Source organism: Yinghuangia aomiensis, from assembly GCF_039542225.1.
In the GTDB taxonomy this organism is placed as follows: domain Bacteria; phylum Actinomycetota; class Actinomycetes; order Streptomycetales; family Streptomycetaceae; genus Yinghuangia; species Yinghuangia aomiensis.
Map to the genome: position 1 here is coordinate 106,831 of NZ_BAABHS010000024.1, position 15,457 is coordinate 122,287.

Annotated in this window: 19 protein-coding genes; 10 read left to right on the forward strand and 9 right to left on the reverse strand. The window is 72.7% G+C overall.

The features are described 5' to 3' along the window. Positions 1 to 154: 154 nt before the first annotated feature. Complete coding sequence (locus ABEA93_RS29025) at positions 155 to 985, forward strand: glutamate racemase (protein WP_345678788.1); 831 nt, start codon at positions 155 to 157, stop codon at positions 983 to 985. Between the two features lie 31 nt (positions 986 to 1,016). Here ABEA93_RS29025 and ABEA93_RS29030 read toward each other — a convergent pair whose 3' ends face one another. The 5 genes from ABEA93_RS29030 to ABEA93_RS29050 all read right to left on the reverse strand — a co-directional run bounded on the left by ABEA93_RS29030 (position 1,017) and on the right by ABEA93_RS29050 (position 5,623). Further along, positions 1,017 to 1,649, reverse strand: a complete 633-nt coding sequence (locus tag ABEA93_RS29030) for a HutD/Ves family protein (RefSeq protein WP_345678789.1) — start codon at positions 1,647 to 1,649, stop codon at positions 1,017 to 1,019. 208 nt (positions 1,650 to 1,857) lie between these two features. Then, a complete protein-coding gene (locus ABEA93_RS29035) occupies positions 1,858 to 3,102 on the reverse strand; it encodes a PP2C family protein-serine/threonine phosphatase (protein WP_345678790.1) in 1,245 nt (414 codons plus the stop codon). A gap of 226 nt (positions 3,103 to 3,328) precedes the next feature. Next, positions 3,329 to 3,946: an ankyrin repeat domain-containing protein gene (locus tag ABEA93_RS29040; RefSeq protein ID WP_345678791.1), complete on the reverse strand. Its 618-nt coding sequence runs from the start codon at positions 3,944 to 3,946 to the stop codon at positions 3,329 to 3,331. 285 nt (positions 3,947 to 4,231) lie between these two features. Beyond that, positions 4,232 to 4,795 (reverse strand): GlcG/HbpS family heme-binding protein, encoded by a 564-nt coding sequence (locus tag ABEA93_RS29045; RefSeq protein WP_345678792.1) that lies wholly within the window; start codon positions 4,793 to 4,795, stop codon positions 4,232 to 4,234. Between the two features lie 291 nt (positions 4,796 to 5,086). Next, positions 5,087 to 5,623 carry a VOC family protein gene (locus ABEA93_RS29050; RefSeq protein ID WP_345678793.1) on the reverse strand — a complete coding sequence of 179 codons (537 nt, stop codon included), beginning with the start codon at positions 5,621 to 5,623 and terminating at the stop codon, positions 5,087 to 5,089. 246 nt (positions 5,624 to 5,869) lie between these two features. On the opposite strand from ABEA93_RS29050, the gene ABEA93_RS29055 reads away from it, so the two are divergent. The 3 genes from ABEA93_RS29055 to ABEA93_RS29065 all read left to right on the forward strand — a co-directional run bounded on the left by ABEA93_RS29055 (position 5,870) and on the right by ABEA93_RS29065 (position 7,432). After that, a complete protein-coding gene (locus ABEA93_RS29055) occupies positions 5,870 to 6,280 on the forward strand; it encodes a VOC family protein (protein ID WP_345678794.1) in 411 nt (136 codons plus the stop codon). A 67-nt stretch (positions 6,281 to 6,347) separates the two neighbouring features. After that, the gene (locus ABEA93_RS29060; protein WP_345678795.1) at positions 6,348 to 6,863 is read left to right on the forward strand and encodes a DinB family protein; all 516 of its coding nucleotides are present in this window, start codon (positions 6,348 to 6,350) and stop codon (positions 6,861 to 6,863) included. Positions 6,864 to 7,000: 137 nt separating this feature from the next. Further along, the gene (locus ABEA93_RS29065; protein ID WP_345678796.1) at positions 7,001 to 7,432 is read left to right on the forward strand and encodes a hypothetical protein; all 432 of its coding nucleotides are present in this window, start codon (positions 7,001 to 7,003) and stop codon (positions 7,430 to 7,432) included. 33 nt (positions 7,433 to 7,465) lie between these two features. Here ABEA93_RS29065 and ABEA93_RS29070 read toward each other — a convergent pair whose 3' ends face one another. Further along, positions 7,466 to 8,704 (reverse strand): FAD-dependent monooxygenase, encoded by a 1,239-nt coding sequence (locus ABEA93_RS29070; protein WP_345678797.1) that lies wholly within the window; start codon positions 8,702 to 8,704, stop codon positions 7,466 to 7,468. Further along, a complete protein-coding gene (locus ABEA93_RS29075) occupies positions 8,701 to 9,306 on the reverse strand; it encodes a hypothetical protein (protein WP_345678798.1) in 606 nt (201 codons plus the stop codon). The genes ABEA93_RS29070 and ABEA93_RS29075 overlap by 4 nt, the downstream gene beginning before the upstream one ends. Positions 9,307 to 9,565: 259 nt before the next feature. Here ABEA93_RS29075 and ABEA93_RS29080 point away from each other — a divergent pair, with 259 nt between their 5' ends. The 4 genes from ABEA93_RS29080 (at position 9,566) to ABEA93_RS29095 (ending at position 11,632) form a co-directional block, all read left to right on the forward strand. Continuing rightward, on the forward strand, positions 9,566 to 9,736 hold the full coding sequence (locus ABEA93_RS29080; RefSeq protein ID WP_425585143.1) for a hypothetical protein: 171 nt from the start codon (positions 9,566 to 9,568) through the stop codon (positions 9,734 to 9,736). A 104-nt stretch (positions 9,737 to 9,840) separates the two neighbouring features. Then, positions 9,841 to 10,398 (forward strand): nuclear transport factor 2 family protein, encoded by a 558-nt coding sequence (locus tag ABEA93_RS29085; RefSeq protein ID WP_345678799.1) that lies wholly within the window; start codon positions 9,841 to 9,843, stop codon positions 10,396 to 10,398. A gap of 89 nt (positions 10,399 to 10,487) precedes the next feature. Then, entirely contained in the window at positions 10,488 to 11,141 is a 654-nt protein-coding gene (locus tag ABEA93_RS29090) for a pyridoxamine 5'-phosphate oxidase family protein (RefSeq protein WP_345678800.1), read from the forward strand. A gap of 140 nt (positions 11,142 to 11,281) precedes the next feature. Further along, complete coding sequence (locus tag ABEA93_RS29095; RefSeq protein ID WP_345678801.1) at positions 11,282 to 11,632, forward strand: hypothetical protein; 351 nt, start codon at positions 11,282 to 11,284, stop codon at positions 11,630 to 11,632. 49 nt (positions 11,633 to 11,681) lie between these two features. On the opposite strand, the gene ABEA93_RS29100 is transcribed toward ABEA93_RS29095, so the two are convergent. After that, entirely contained in the window at positions 11,682 to 12,194 is a 513-nt protein-coding gene (locus ABEA93_RS29100) for a hypothetical protein (protein ID WP_345678802.1), read from the reverse strand. Positions 12,195 to 12,462: 268 nt separating this feature from the next. Here ABEA93_RS29100 and ABEA93_RS29105 point away from each other — a divergent pair, with 268 nt between their 5' ends. Then, entirely contained in the window at positions 12,463 to 12,654 is a 192-nt protein-coding gene (locus ABEA93_RS29105) for a hypothetical protein (RefSeq protein ID WP_345678803.1), read from the forward strand. A 105-nt stretch (positions 12,655 to 12,759) separates the two neighbouring features. Next, positions 12,760 to 13,983, forward strand: coding sequence for an MFS transporter (locus tag ABEA93_RS29110; protein ID WP_345678804.1), 1,224 nt, complete (start codon positions 12,760 to 12,762; stop codon positions 13,981 to 13,983). Between the two features lie 7 nt (positions 13,984 to 13,990). Here ABEA93_RS29110 and ABEA93_RS29115 read toward each other — a convergent pair whose 3' ends face one another. Beyond that, complete coding sequence (locus tag ABEA93_RS29115; protein WP_345678805.1) at positions 13,991 to 15,412, reverse strand: DUF2252 domain-containing protein; 1,422 nt, start codon at positions 15,410 to 15,412, stop codon at positions 13,991 to 13,993. Between the last annotated feature and the right edge of the window lie 45 nt (positions 15,413 to 15,457).

Here is a 15,457-nt window from a genome sequence, read left to right on the forward strand (position 1 = left end):
CGGACCCCACCCCCGGGACCCGATCGCCGCGCTCCCCGCGACGCCCGGCATCGTCTCGCGCGGTGATCCAACCGTCCAGCGGAACGGTCGATCCTCGCGGCATCACTTGGTGGCGATGCACATGGGGTTGCGGTGCTCTTGCTAGGTTCGCGGAATGACGGTGGCTTTGATCGATTCCGGTCTCGGACTGCTCCCCACGGCCGGCTGGCTGCGCCGGCTGGCGCCGAGTGCCGATCTGCTCCTTTTGCTCGACCCGGACGGCATGCCGTGGGGCTCGAAGTCGGCGCGCTTCGTCACCGAGCGGCTGCTTGCCGCCGGCGAGATCGCGGTCGAGCGCGGAGCGCAGGCTCTTGTCGTGCCGTGCAACACCGCCACGGTCACCGCCATCGACGCACTTCGCGCGAACTTCGAGCCGGGGATCCCGGTCATCGGCACCGTCCCGGCCGTCAAACCGGCCGCAGGCGCGGGAGCCCCCGTCGCCGTCTGGGCCACCGTGCGGACCACCGAAAGCGACTACCAGAAGCGCCTGATCGCGGAACACGCCGACGGTGTGCCGGTGTTCCCTGTCGCGTGCCCCGGGCTCGCGGAAGCGGTCGACCGCGGCGACACCGCCGCGACCGACCGTGCCGTCGCCGCGGCCATCGAGCAGACACCGCGTGCGTGCAGCTCGATCGTCCTCGGCTGTACGCACTACCCGCTGGTCGCCAGCCAGATCATGCGCGGCCTCCCCGCCGCCACCTTGTACGACAGCGCCGAAGCCGTCGCCCGCCAGACCCTCCGCAGGCTCGACGCCCGCCCCGGAGATTCCGGGGAACCAGGCCGCGTGGACGTCATCCTCAGCGGCCGGCCAGGCGCCCTCCCGCCCGCCGCGAGCCGCTACCCCGTGGGCCGCGCCCTGGCGACCGCGGCGGCGATGCCCCTGGATTTCCTCACCCCGGCGGTGTCGGCCCCGTGCTCCACGAGCGACACCCTGCTGCTGGAGTGACGTCCGGGTGGTCGCCCACGAGAGCGCGGGCTCAGACCGGGTGGATGTCCGCCCGGATCGCCAGGGCGTCGTCGGTCAATGGGGTCAGTGAGGTCAGTGGGGTCAGTGGGGTCAGTGGGGTCAGTGGGGTCAGTGGGGTCAGTGCGGACGTGACGACCGCGTCCGCCGTCCACCACGCGCCCTGGCCCGGCTCCAGAGCACGGCCGCATTCCCAGCGGCCACGCAGGACGTAGACGAGCCCGGCGTGGCCCGGGGTGGGGACCACGGGCGCCGAGGTGGTGCGCACCGAGGCCGCCCATGCGCCGCGCCGGGTCATGATGTTGAGGTCGCGGTTGACTCCGCCCAGCAGTGCGGCGTCGATCGCGAGGTCGCCCGGGAAGGAGAAGGGCTCCCCGATCCGGTCGAGCAGGTGGTCGAGGCCGTCGCCGACCAAGTGCACGCCGGCGCCGTCGAGCAGGGTGATCGTGCGGTCGACGCCCGGGAAGGCGGAGAACGGCCCGTCCTGCGCGATCGTCGCGATGCTGGCCCGCCACGCGAAGCCGCCGTCGGCCGACGGCTCGGCGGCGACCTCGCGGGTCTCACCGCCCCCGTTGCGCCACGGCGTCACGGGCAGGAGGTCGCTGTCGAAGACGTGGAAGGGGGCGAAATCAGCGGGGTTGCTCACGGCGCCAGTATCCCGGCTGCCGGTATCGCGGCCGCTCCCGGTCCCGGGGCGACGGAGTCGGCGAACCAGGGCAGCAGGGTCCGACCGACGCGGGATCAAGGCCGGCGGGTTCGACGCCGACGAACGCCGGTGCTCACTCATCGTGCGGTGTCGAAGCACTCGCCCGGGGGGCCATCGCGCCATACCGGGTGGTGTCCAGGCGTAGTGGTCACAGGCGGACGACGACCAGGGCGGTGTCGTCGGTGGCCCCGTCGGGAGGCAGAAGCTCGGCGAGGAGTTTGTCGGCCAAGACCTCCGGCGTGTCCGTGTGGTGGCGGCGCAATGCGGCGGCGAGGTCGCTCAGGCCTGCGTCGATGTCGCGTTCACGGCGTTCGACGAGTCCGTCGGTGTACAGCACCAGCGTGGCGCCGTTGCGGTACCCGGTCATGGCCTGGGCCCGGGAGGCATGTTCCGGAAGGGCGCCGAGCGGCGGCTCGGTAGCCTGGTCGAGGAACTCGACGACGCCGTCGGCCCGCACCAACGCCGGAGGGAGGATGCCGGCGACGCTGTAGGTGAGCGTCCGTGCGGCGCGATCGGCCGTCACGCAGGCCGCCGCCGCGCACTCCGCCCCCGCGACCGACCGTGCGTACAAGTCCAGAGCCTCCAACGCCTGCGCCGGTCCGTCGGCGATCCGGTCCACGGCGCTGAGGGCACTGCGAAGTTGCCCCATCACGCATGCCGCGGCCAGGCCGTGCCCGACCACGTCCCCCACGTTGACCGCCACGCAGTCGCCGGGAAGATCGGACACGTCGAACCAGTCCCCGCAGACGTTGAGCGAGCCGACCGCAGGCTGGTAGCGCACAGCCACCCGCTCGTCTGCGACAGACCCGGGATCGGGCAGCATCGCCGCCTGAAGCGACAACGCGACCTCGCGTTCGCGCGCGTACGCGCGCCGCAACCTGGCGTTGACCTCCTGAAGCTCGCCGGCCCGCTCGTACAGCTCCGACTCCAGCACCCGGGCGCGTTCCTCGGCCAGGTATCCGCCGGCCCCGGCCCCTTTGCGGGCGCGGATCAGCTCGGTGATCTCCTCGACTCGGTGCACGATGAGCACCACGTCGCCGCCGGGGTTCTTGACCGGGGTGTTGACCGTGCTCCAGTAGCGCTCATGGAAGACACCGGGCCGGTCGGGATCCTCGACGTCGTAGCGGTGCAAGGCCATGACGTCCCGTTCGCCCGTCTCCAGGACGCGCCCGAACGATGCGCCCAGTTTCCGGGCACCGGAGGTGCTCGGATCCTGGGGACTGTCGGGAAAGAGTTCGAGGAGATGTCCTCCCACCAGCTGTTCGCGGCGCCGCCCGGCAACATCCACGTAGCGTTCGTTGACGTCCGCGACCACCAGGTCCGGAGTCAGCAGGGCGATCGCCCCGGGCAAAGCCTGGTAGACGGCCTCGTAGTCAATGCCTGCTTCGCCCATCACACGACCGCCTCGAAGCCCCGAGACCTTGCGCTTGATACACCACGGTGACACACCGACGGCGCGCTTGCGTGGCAGCCGCGCGGCCCTCGACGGTCGGCCGGCTCGGGTGCGGGCGGCGAACAAGGGTCCGGAGCACACACGGCGCCACCACTCCCGCCTTCTTCACGCTGAAGGGGCAGTCCAGGGTGTTCGAGGCCGTGCCGGCCACGCCCGTGCGGGCCGGTCAGCGCGCCCCGTCGATGAGCGCGACGATCTTGTCGTAGCCCTGGGCGGCGGCCAGTTCGCGGGGGGAGATGCCGTTGCCGTCGGGGATGGTGACGTCGGCGCCGCCTTCGATGAGGAGGCGGACGGTCTCGACGTGGTCGGCGGAGCCGTTGCCGAGCACGATCGCCTCGTGCAGCGCGGTCCACGACAGGTTGTTGACGTGGTTCACCGGGACGCCCGCCTTCAGCAGGATCCTGATGGTGCTCACGTGGGCGTGCTCACTGGCGGGGATCAGCGCGGTGCCGCCGTAGCGGTTCGTGCTGGTGACGTCGGCGCCGTGGTCGAGGGTCGCCTGGAGGATCGCGTCGAGGCCCTCGGCTCCGGCGTAGAGGAACGCGGAGTCTTCGAGGGAGTCCTTGGCGTCGGGCGAGGCGCCGGCGTCCAGGAGGAGCCGGGCGACGTCGACCGCGTTGGCGCGGGTGGCGAGGATCAGCGGCGTGCGGGCGGCTTCGGCGCGGGCCTCCAGTTCGGCGCCGTCGGCCGGCGCCTTGCGGGCGGCCGCGACGTCGTTCTTCCGGGCGGCGTCGAACAGGGCCTTGGTCGCCGCGCTCGCGTCGGTGGTGTTGCCGGCGTTCATGCTCGGGGTGCTCCTTTCCGAGGCGGGCGGTCGGTCGCCCGCGCTACCGGAATCCGTGCACGCCGCGACGCCGAGCAGCACGCCGACGCCCGCCGCGGCCGCGGCCGCGACGCGGACCGGCCCCGAGGCGCGATTGCTGTGTCCTGTCTGTCGATTCCGCACGGCAACGCTCCCTTGCGACTCCTGCTGCGGACTCTCCCCGGCGTGCCGCGCGGCGGCATCCCCGGGGAGATGGGGATGCCGCCGCGCACCCGCCGCCGTAGGGCCCGGTCTGGGCCGGTCCGGTTACTGGTTGAGGGACGCGACGCCGGCCTGGGCGAACTGCTCGTCCTGGTCGCCGCTGGGGGCGCCGGCGACGCCGATGGCCGCGATCGGGCCGCCCTTGGCGGTGACCGGGGCGCCGCCGCCGAGGAACAGGGTGCCGGGGATGTCCTTCAGGGTCGGGTTCTGCGGGAGGCGCTGGACCAGGGTGGAGGTCGGGGCGTTCCAGGACACGGCGGTGAAGGCCTTCTTCTGCGCGGCGTCGTAGGACTGCGGGCCGGCGCCGTCGCCGCGGAGGGTGACGATGGTGTTGCCGTTGCGGTCCACGACCGCGACGGACACGCGCTGGTTCGCCTTCTTCGCGGCGTCCAGGGTCGCCTGCGCGGCCTTGGACGCGGCGTCGATCGTCAGGTGATCGGTCTGGAACGTGTCCGGGGTCTTCACGTCCGCCTTGACCGCGGCCGGCTGCGGGGCGGGCTTGGCGTCCTCCGGGGCGGCGACGGCGACGGCACCGAAGGCGCCCATGCCGACGGCGGCGAGGGCGGCGGAGCCGGTGACGATACGGGCACGGCGCGACAGCTTGTTCATGAGGAAACTCCGGGTTCGGCGACACGGACCCGGGGAGCGCCTGCGGCTCCCCGAGCGGACGGGGCGGCGGTGGCCACCTGCGGCCTTGCGGCTTCCGGTGTTTTCCGCCGTGCCTCGATCCTGGGTCCGGAACCGGCCCCTTCCCGTCCCCGGAGTGGATGCGTCCGCGCGCCAGGACGGATGAACCGGGGGTCAACCGATCGGATGATGCGACGGGCTCGGAAGGGGGGAGGACGGGGGCGGGCATGCCCGGCAACGCCGCCGCCGCGCATGCCCGCCCGCGCTCCGCCGTCAGTCGTCCGACGGCAGCGGGGCGCTGCTGCGGCCGCTCTCCCGGCCGCTCAGTTCGCTGTCGAGCGTCTCCTGCGCGACGCGCATGGCCTCGGCGTAGACCGGCTGCTGCAGCCGCGCCCACATCTCCGCCTCGGGCACCTCCTCGACGCGGGCCATCACCCACCAGATGTTCCCGAACGGGTCCTTGACGCGCCCGCCGCGCTGCCCGAACGCGTCGTTGCCCAACGGCGTGACGACCTGCGCCCCCGCCGCCGCGGCCTGTGCGAACGCCGCGTCCGCGTCCGGCACGAACACGCGCAGCAGGCTCGGCATGACCGGCCAGTCCGCGCGTCGGTCGAACGCGAGCACGACGGTGTCGCCGACCCGGATCTCGCCGTGCCCGATCAGGCCGTCCGCGGTCCGCACCCGCGCGAGTTCCTTGCCGTCGAACGCCTGCGCGACGAAGTCGAGGAACGCGCCGGTGTCGTCGGTGACGACCCACGGGGCGACGGTGGTGTATCCGGCGGGGGCGGCGCTGGTCTGCTGCTCGGACATGAGCGGTCCTTCCGTTCGGTCTGCACGCCGTCGATCTGCATGGCGTCGTGCCGTCGATCTGCGCGGCGTTGCGCTGTCGAGATCGACGTTAGGCAGGAAACAGGTCCGATGCGTTCCTATTTCACGTCGTCCGCGCGCCGTGCTCAAGGGCGCCGCGGGGGTTGCCGATCCGTACCGAGGGCACCGGACCCGACACCGACACCGACACCGACACCGACACCGACACCGACACCGACAAGGCTTCCCATGCAGATCACGGCTTCGCAGAAGATCACCACCTTCCTCATGTTCCAAGGCAACGCCGAGGAGGCGATGACCTTCTACCTGTCCCTGTTCGACGACGCGTCCGTCGTCGACGTCAACCGCTACGGCGCCGGCGGCGCCGGGCCTGAGGGCACCGTCGAGCACGCCACGTTCGCGCTCGCCGGCCAGGAATTCATGTGCATCGACAGCGCGGTCAAGCACGCCTTCACGTTCACCCCCGCGATGTCCCTCTTCGTGCAGTGCCGGGACGAACCCGAACTCGACCGCCTCTACACCGCCCTTTCCGAGGGCGGCAGCGAGCTCATGCCCCTCGGCACCTACGGTTTCAGCGCCAAGTTCGGCTGGGTCAACGACCGCTTCGGCGTCTCCTGGCAGCTCAACCTGCCGGCCTGACGGATCCGCGTGCCCTGCGGCCCGGCGTCCGTCCGGTGCCGCCGCCCCGGCGATTAAGGTGGCGTTCATGACCATCACGCCGTCGCTGGAACCCCCGGTCTTCCATGCGGACATCCGCACGCAGTTCGAGGCGTTCCTGGACGAGTACCGGGCGGCCCTGCGCGCCACGCTGGACGGGTTGACGGAGGAGCAGGCCCGGCGGCGGCTGGTGCCCTCCAAGACCACGCTGCTCGGGCTCGTCAAGCACGCGACGTTCGTCGAGAAGGTGTGGTTCGACGAGGCGGTCACCGGGCGGTCGCGGGCCGAGATCGGGATCCCGGAGTCCGCCGAGGACTCGTTCGACCTCGACGACGGGGACACGATCGCCTCGATCCGGTCGGCCCACGAGGAAGCCTGCGCGGCGTCCCGCAGGGCCACCGCGGACCTGTCGCCGGACGACGTCCTCCCCGGCAACCGCCGCGGCCCGCTCCCGCTGCGCTGGGTCTACCTGCACGTCCTCCGCGAGTTCACCCAGCACTGCGGCCATGCGGACATCCTCCGCGAGCAGGTCCTCGCGGACCCGGCGCCGCCGGAAGGCAGTTGACCGACGGCGACGACGGCGATTTCCGTATTGCGCCGTCCGCAGGCGCGGACACGACCGCGATCGGGTGACAATCCCCGCGTCCCGGGCTCCTTGCCGGTAGCTGTGCCCCACGGCACATGCCCTACCAAGGAGTCCCCATGGTCCTTCGCCTCCGCCGACCGTCCCCCGGCACGCCCCGTCCCGCGACCCGCCGCCTGCGCGCCGCCGCCGCGCTCTGCACCGCCGCGGCAATCGCGCTCACCACGGGTGCGGCCGCGCCCGCCGCGCCCGCCCGCGCCGCGGACTGCCTGGCCGTCGGCGACACCTACCTCGCGTTCAGTGAAGTCACCGGCTCCGGCTGGTTCGTCAACGGGTGCAGCGGTCGCGCCGACGTGACCGTCCAGCGCGGCCACTGGTGGGGCTGGGAGAACATGGCCACCCAGCCCGTCGTCGGGGCCGGCGGCTCCGCGGTGGTGCGCTACAACTGCGCGGGCAGCGGCGAATACGAGTACCGGACCGTCATCAACGGCCAACGTGCTGACGGCAGCGCGGAGTTCCACGAGTCGAACCACATCACCGTCACCTGCTGACGGGGTTTCCCGCCAGGGCGGCGCGACAAGGCCTCACGCGGGTTCTCCCGCGAGGGGCTCCTGCGTGGATCCGGCCGCGTCGCTCTGGCCGGGGACCCGGGCCGCCGGGCCGCCGTCCAGTCGGCCCGCCCCCGCGTATACCCGGGCGAAGGCCTCCGCCTCCGGGCCCGGGGCCGCCAGGCGGGCGATCCGCTGACGGCGCAGCCGCAGGGTGAACGCGGTGGCGGCGTCCGGCGGAAGGTGCAGCAGGTCGAGCAGCCGGTCGGAGAACTCCTGGGCTGCCCAGGATGCTTCGCGGCGGCGCCGTTCGTAGCCCGCGAGGCCGTCCGCGTCGCCGTCGCGATAGCGGCGTACCAGGCAGTCGGCAAGGTCGGCGACGTCGGCCACCGCGGAGTTCATGCCCTTGGGCCCGGCCGGCGTCAGTACGCGCGCGGCATCGCCGGCCAGGAACAGCCGGTCGGCGCACAGTCGTTCCCGCACGCGTCCACGCAGCCGCAGCATCGAGGACTCGACGACCGCGCCCAGCCGCGGGTCCTCGGCAGCCACACCGAGCCGCACCAGGAGTTGCTCGGTGATGCGGGTCTCGGGCCACGCGGCCGAGTCCGCGTCGGCGGGCACCTGGAGGTAGCAGCGCGCGAGGCGGGGCGTGCGCGGCATCATCCCGGCGAACCCGGCCTCGTGGAGGGCGTAGCGGACGCCGTCCACGGGGCGGTCGACCTCCGCGAGAACCGTCAACCAGTCGTAGGGGTACCGGCGTTCGACAACCGAACCGGCGGGGAAGGCACGGGCGACCAGGCTGTCCGGCCCGTCGCAGCCGACGACGTACTCTGCCTCCCGCACCCGGTCCGCACCGTGCACGCGCAGCCGTTCGCCCGCGGTCTCCACGGCGAGCGCCGGAGTCCCGAACCGCACCGCGCCGCCGACCGCTTCGAGCGAGGCGATCAGGTCGCGCACCAGGAACTGCTGCGGATAGACGCGGTGGCCCGCGCCGCCGGACAGTTCCCCGTACGGCACCCGGAAGCGTTCGCCGAGGACCCGGAATTCGCACCAGTCGTGCCGTCCGGCCGCGGCCAGCAGCCCGTCCGCCAGTCCGTGCTCGCGCAGGTACTCCACCACCCGGTGCTCGACGAGCCCCGCGCGGGCCTGCGTCTCCACCTCGGCCCGGCTGCGCCGTTCCAGCACCTCGACCGGCACACCCGCCCGGTGCAGCACGTTGGCCAGCACCAGCCCGGCGGGCCCGGCGCCGACGACGACCACCGGGAAGCCGGTCACCGGGCGCCCCCGACGGCCGGTGCCGGGCGCAGGTCCGCGGGGACCACCGCCGGGTTGTACAGCTCGGCGAGGACGGCGAACGGCCGCGTGCCGTGCCACATCACATACGTCTTGTACGCCGCGGCCCGCTCGTCCCACCGTTGCCGGCCGACGGCGACGAGCGTCCGGCGGATGCCGATGCCGACGTCGCGCAATGCCGCGCCGAGCGGAGCGGACGGGTCGCCGAAGCAGCGTTCGACGTCCGCGGAGAGGCCGGACCGGGCCACCACCAGGTTCCGGGACAGCTCCTCCGCCATCGGCGACGCCAATACCGAGCGGCGCACCACCAGCGTCTCGTCGGCGTCCGCATCGAGCAACTCGCCTGCTCCCGGAGGTGCTTCCGCCGACCGGACGTACCGGTGGTCGGCTTGGCGGACCGCGACCGGGCCGCCGACCCACGCCTCCAGCAGGCTCGTCGTCAGCCCGTCGCCGCCGAGCAGCAGCCGGGTTGCCGCGGAGGCGAACCGGCCGATCCCCGCCGACACCTCCGACGGTTCCCCGGCGGCGGTATCGCCGGGGAGCAGATCGGGGAAGACGACAGCGCGCGGGAGGACGGCAGGCATGGCACCTCGGGGGACGCGGACGAGCAGGGCACATGAGTCGCGGACGGACCACCGGCACCACAACGCCGGGGCCGCCCGCACGCGGCGAACCTAACAGCCGGTTCGTCAGGTTTTGCGTGACTGAACGTTTCTCCGCGTCGGGGGTCACCCACATAGCCGCAAGGCCGATGTCGGACCCCGCCGCTATCGTCCGGCGCGGCAGCCTTTGCTCTGCCGCGGAACGGCTCGTCCCCGCTCCCCCCTTCGGAGGACCACGTCCATGGACATCACCTTGCGCGACGTACACGACGACGACCTGGCGGTCTTCTTCACCCAGATGAAAGACCCCGAGGGCGTCCGCATGGCCGCCTTCACCGCCGCCGACCCGTCGGACCGCGCGTGGTTCGACGCGCACAGGCCCGCGGCGCGGAGATCGACGAAGTCGTGCTGACGCTCTCCGTTTGACCACCGCCGGATCGGATCTTGAACCCTGCACCCGTCCGCGCCAGCATGCCTGACGAACCATCAGATCAGTTCGTCGCGGAGGCCGGACCCATGCTCATCGACCCGACCATCACCTGGCGCCTTGCGGAGACCCGCCTGGCCGCCGAACCCGACCCGCGGCGCCGCGGCATCCTCACCACGATGATCGCCCACATGCGCGCCGAGGCCGCGGCGGACGTCGACGCCATCATGGCGACCGTCTCCCCGCACGCCTCGTACCGCAACCTCGGCGCGAGCCCGGTCGACCGTGCCCCGAAGAACCCGGCCGAGATCCGCGCCTTCTACCAGCGCCTCGCCGACGGCGACTGCTACCGCCAGGCCCTCGACGTGGACACCATCACCCTCGACATCGACACCGCGTTCATCCAGGGACACATGCGCATGGCCTACCCCGGCCGCATCGTCGCCGCGATGGGCCGCAAGGTCGACGACCCGGACGCGCACTACCTGTACGAGTCGCGCATGGCCATCTTCTGGGCGTTCGACGCCGACGGCCTGGTCAGCGCCGAGGACACCTACCCCACCGGCGACGGCCTCGCGGGCCTGCGCAAGCTCGCGGCGGACGAGATCCCGCCGGCGCCTTCCGCGGTGTACCTGACGGCGAGCTAGCCCCTCGGATATGTGTCGGACCGAGCCGGGAATACCACCCCCTCCCTAATGGTTGTAGCAACCTAAAACCATTAGGGAAGGGACCCGTCATGACCGGCCGCTACGCCCGGATCGCCTTCACCCCCGACGTGCAGCGCCACCAGGAACGGCACGGCAGCCGCGGCCCGTACGCGCGCATGGCGGAGGCGGCGGCACCGGTCCCGGACCCGATCGGGCCGGACGAGGCGCACTTCGTCGGCGAGCGCGACAGCTTCTACATGGCCACCGTGAGCGAGACGGGTTGGCCGTACATCCAGCACCGCGGCGGACCCGAGGGCTTCCTCAAGGTCCTGGACCCGCACACGCTGGCGTTCGCCGACTTCCGCGGCAACCGGCAGTACATCAGCCGCGGCAACCTCGACCACGACGACCGCGTGGCGCTGTTCCTCATGGACTACGCCAACGCCGCCCGCATGAAGGTGTTCGGCCGCGCCAGGGTCGTGGAGGCGGCGGACGACCCCGATCTGATGTCCCGGCTCGCCATGCCCGGCTACCCGGCCAAGGTCGAACGCGCCGTGCTCATCGATGTCGAGGCCTACGACTGGAACTGCCGCCAGCACATCCCGCAGCTCCTCCCGCGCGACGCCGTGGAGTACACCATCCGCAAGCTGCACGACCGGGTGACGGAACTGGAGGCACGGAACGGCGAGTTGACGGCCCAGGTCACGGAACTCCGGCGGGGCGGCGGTCGGCCGACCGGGTGAACCGACGCCCGGGCCGCGTTCCGGCGAATGGTGGACATCGCCAGCGAAACGGTTGGCGGGAACGTTCTCGCACCCCTCGCGCCCTCTACGGTGTGTGCGCCGGCAATCGCCGGACAGTCCCCGCACGCCGGAAGGCCCCCATGCCCACGTACCTGCGCCGGTCGATCGCGGCCGCCGCCGCCTCGATCGCCCTCGTCGTCACCCTGCCGCACGCGGCGAGCGCCGCCACCGGCGAGTTCCGCTACACGTACTACGACGACTTCGGGAACCGCGCCGCCGGCGTCCTGGTCGACCCCGACAGCCGCGGCTGCGTGACGCTGCCCGAGGTCGCCGACCCCGACACCACCGAACCCGCCTTCGCCCCGCAGAACTTCACCGACAGCACGGTCACCATGTTCACCGGCCCGGACTGCGACGGCGACTACTACAGCCTCCGCCCGGGCGGCAGGGCGAGCGACCGCCTCAAGCTGCGCTCGGCCGTCTTCAGCTGACGGGCGGCAGCGCGGGCCCGGCGTCTCGGGGCGCCGGGACCGCGGCCCGTCACTGCGGCGAGAGCCCGCAGTTCGCCCCGACCCACTGCAGGATGTCCTGCATCGCGATACCGAAGCCGGTGATGTCGCTCATGGCGGTCCCGGCCTGGATCTCGTGCAGGCCTTGGTCGACCTTGTCGACGTCGGGCTTGACCCCGGCGGGCGCTTCGCCGTCCAGGTGGTCCCAGGTGGCCACGTCCTTGGCCGTCGGAGGGCCGGAGCCGTTCTGCTGGTCGGCCAAGGGCGGCAGGACGTCCTTGCAGAATGCGGACGAACCTCCGGCCGACCCCCCGGACTTCGACGCCTCGGACGTCTTCGCCGTGGGCGCGCCCGCGACGCCCGGCGCCGACCCGCCCCCTCCCGGCGCAGCCGCTCCCCCGGATGTCCCGCCGCTCGCCCCCGCGGCGGCCGACGCCGACGGCACGCCGCTCCTCGTCGCCGAGGCGTTGCCGTCCGACCCGGAATCCGAGCACCCGGCCACCAAAGCAATCCCCATGGCCATCAGGGCCGTTGCGCTACGCACTCGCCGCATCCACGACACCCCCACTCGCGCATCCCCTACCCGCCGCCGAGGGTACGCGCGATTCCCCCACCACAACGCACCCTTGACCCAACCCTGACCTCCACCTGGCCCCGCCCCGACGTGGCAGCGGGCGCTGCGGTACCGGCCTTCCGGACGCCGGGGGTGAACCCGGTCGACCTGCTCGGCCATTCCGCGGGCACGCTCACCACGCACGAGTACGCGGCCCGCTTCCCCGACCGCGTCCGCCGGCTCGTCCACCGCCGCCGACGTGCCCGCGTGGCTCGCCTGCCTAGCCGCGGCATGCGCGCCCATCCTCGTCGTCTCCGGTCACGCCGACGGCAGGGTCGGCACCACCCCGGCCCGCCTGGTCACGACGGACCCCTCGGGGCGCCGGCCCCGGACCGAGGAACCGCGGCGCTTCCGGTCCGTCGTCGACCGCTTCCTCGACGCCGCCGAGTAGCCGTCGCCCCAGGGCGGGCCGATCGGGCACCCGATCCGACGCGGCGGCCCCTCCGGCGGCGCGCCGCTCCCGGCCATGATCGTTCGCGCGGTTACCGTCGGCCCCATGCGCGGTGTGCTTCGAGGCTGGCTGCCCTGCCTGCTCGGCGGGACGGTGTTTGCGGTGTGCATGATCGGGACGACGTTGCCGACGCCGTTGTACGGCCTCTACCGGGAGAAGTTCGGGTTCTCCGAGCTGACCGTCACCGTGGTCTTCGCGGTGTACGCCGCCGGGGTCATCGCCATGCTGCTGCTCGCGGGCAATGCCTCGGATGCCGTCGGCCGGCGGCCCGTGCTGCTGTGGGGCCTCGGCTTCGCCGCCGCGAGTGCCGGGTGCTTCCTCGGGGCGAATGCGCTGGGCTGGCTGTACGCGGGGCGGCTGCTGTCGGGCCTGTCCGCCGGGCTGTTCACCGGGGCCGCGTCCGCCTACGTGATCGAGCTGGCGCCGCGCGGCAGCTCCGCCGCGACGCTGGTGGCGACCGCCGCCACGATGGGCGGCCTGGGGTGCGGGCCGCTGCTGGCCGGGGTGCTCGCGCAGTACGCCGATTGGCCGCTGTACCTCCCGTTCGCCGTCCACGTCGCCCTGCTGGCCTGTTCGGCGCTGGTCCTGCTCGGGCTGCCGGAGACCGTGCGGGACCGGCGTCCGCTGCGGACCGTGCGGCCCCGGCGGCCGAGTCTGCCGCCGTCGGTGCGGGCGGTGTTCGGGCCCGCGGCGCTGGCGTCCTTCGCCGGGTTCGCGCTGCTCGGCGTGTTCACGTCGGTCTCTCCGGCGTTCCTGAGCGAGTCGCTGGACGTGCACAACCTGGCGCTCGTCGGCCTGCTCGTCGCCCTGGCGTTCTTCGCATCGACCGCCGGGCAGTGGGCGGCCGGCCCGATCGGCCTCGCCCGGTCGCTGCCGGTGGGCTGCGCCGTGCTGCTCGTCGGCCTGGCCTTGCTGGCCGGGGCGCTGCACTGGGACCTGCTGGCGCTGATGGTGCTGAGCGCGCTGATCGGCGGGACGGGGCAAGGCATGTCCTTCCGCGGCGCGCTGTCCGCGGTGGCCGGCGCCGCGGACCCGGAGCACCGGGCGGCGGTGATCTCCGCCCTGTTCGTGGTGGCCTATCTGGGGATCTCGGTCCCGGTCATCGGCGTCGGCCTGCTGGTGTCGCCGATCGGACTGGAGAGCGCCGGGCTGGTGTTCATCGCGTGCATGGTGCTGCTGGTGGCGGTCGCGGGCCTCTACCTGGTCCGGCATCCGGTGGCCGCGCCCGCGGCCGAGCGGCCCGACCGGGTCGGCAGCGGCGAGCGCTGAGCGCGCGTCAGGCGGACTGGGCGGACACCCGCCCCTCCTTCACCGCGTCCAGCAACGCCTGGTGGTCGCGCTCGTTGCGGTCGGCGTACGCTTCCGCGAAGTCCGCCAGCGCCCGGTCGAACACGTCGCTGCGGCCGAGGTAGGCGCCGATGGCGATGGGGTCACCCGAACGGGCGTGCGCACGGGCGAGCGTGGCACCGCAGAGTTCGCCGAAGAGCCGCAGACCGCGCGGCACCATGAGGGACGGCTCGGCGATGCCCTTCCAGTCGCGCAATTGGCGTACGTAGAAGTCGCGTTGCACGCCGTCGGGGGCGTTCACGCGTTCCCAGCCGAGGAAGATGTCGCTGGCGGCCTGCATGAGCCGCTGGCCGGCGACCACGCGTTCGCCTTGGGTGGCGAAGCCGGTCGCGCCGGCGTGCTCGGCCAGCACGGACTCGTCGGCTTCCTTGGCCTGGAGGAACAGCGGGTCCTCGCCGTCCCGGCCGAGCAGCAGGATGATCCAGCAGCGGGTGCCGACGCTGCCGACACCGACCACCTTGCGGGCCATGTCGACGAGCCGGAACTGTTCGAGCAGGTGGCGGCGGTCGGTCTGGAGGCTGTGCGAGTAGCGCGTGATCAGCTCGGTGAGCATCTTCTGGAGCGCGGCGCCTTCGAGGCCCGGCAGGAGGTCCTCGATCCGCTCGACCACCGGCGGGGACGAGGTGATGCGGCGTTCGCCGTCCACCACTTCGGTGAGCTTCTCGAACGCCTGGAGGCTGTCGCGCTTGCGGGCCTTCGCGAGCGACTCGGCGAGCTGCTTGCGGCCGCGTTTGTGGAGCCGGCCGTCGGCGACGGCCTGGACCTGCTCGGCGTCGGCCTTGGCGTACCAGATGTCGAGGTTCCGCATGCCGGCAAACGTGCGCATGCGCTCGCGGTAGGAGCGGACGGTCGCCTGGACGATCCGGGCGCGCTCCTTGTCCGTGAAGCCGTTCTCCCGCGACGCGATGACCATGCTGGCGGCGAGCCGTTTGACGTCCCACTCCCACGGGCCGGGCAGGGTCTCGTCGAAGTCGTTGATGTCGAAGAGCAGGTGCCGCTCGGGAGACGCCAGCAGGCGGAAGTTGAGCAGGTGCGCATCGCCGCAGAGCTGGGTGCGGAGCCCGGAGACCGGGGTGCCGGCCAGGTCGCGCGCCATGATCGCGGCGGCGCCGCGGTAGAAGCGGAACGGCGACTCGGACATCCGGCCGTACCGGATCGGCACCAGCTCCGGCACCCGGCTGTCGGACTGCTTCTCGATGACGTCCACGGGGTCGAACCGGTCCGGCCCCGGCTCGAACACGGCGTGGCTCGCCCGCGGTGCGGCTTTGCGCGCCGCTTTCCCGCGCTCGGCCCGCTTGCGCGGGGACAGCCAGGGCCCGGTCTTCGGAGACTTGAGGGGCTTCCGGGCCATGGCGGGGCCTCCTGGGGTGCGGCGGGTGTTCGCGTGGGTCCTGCG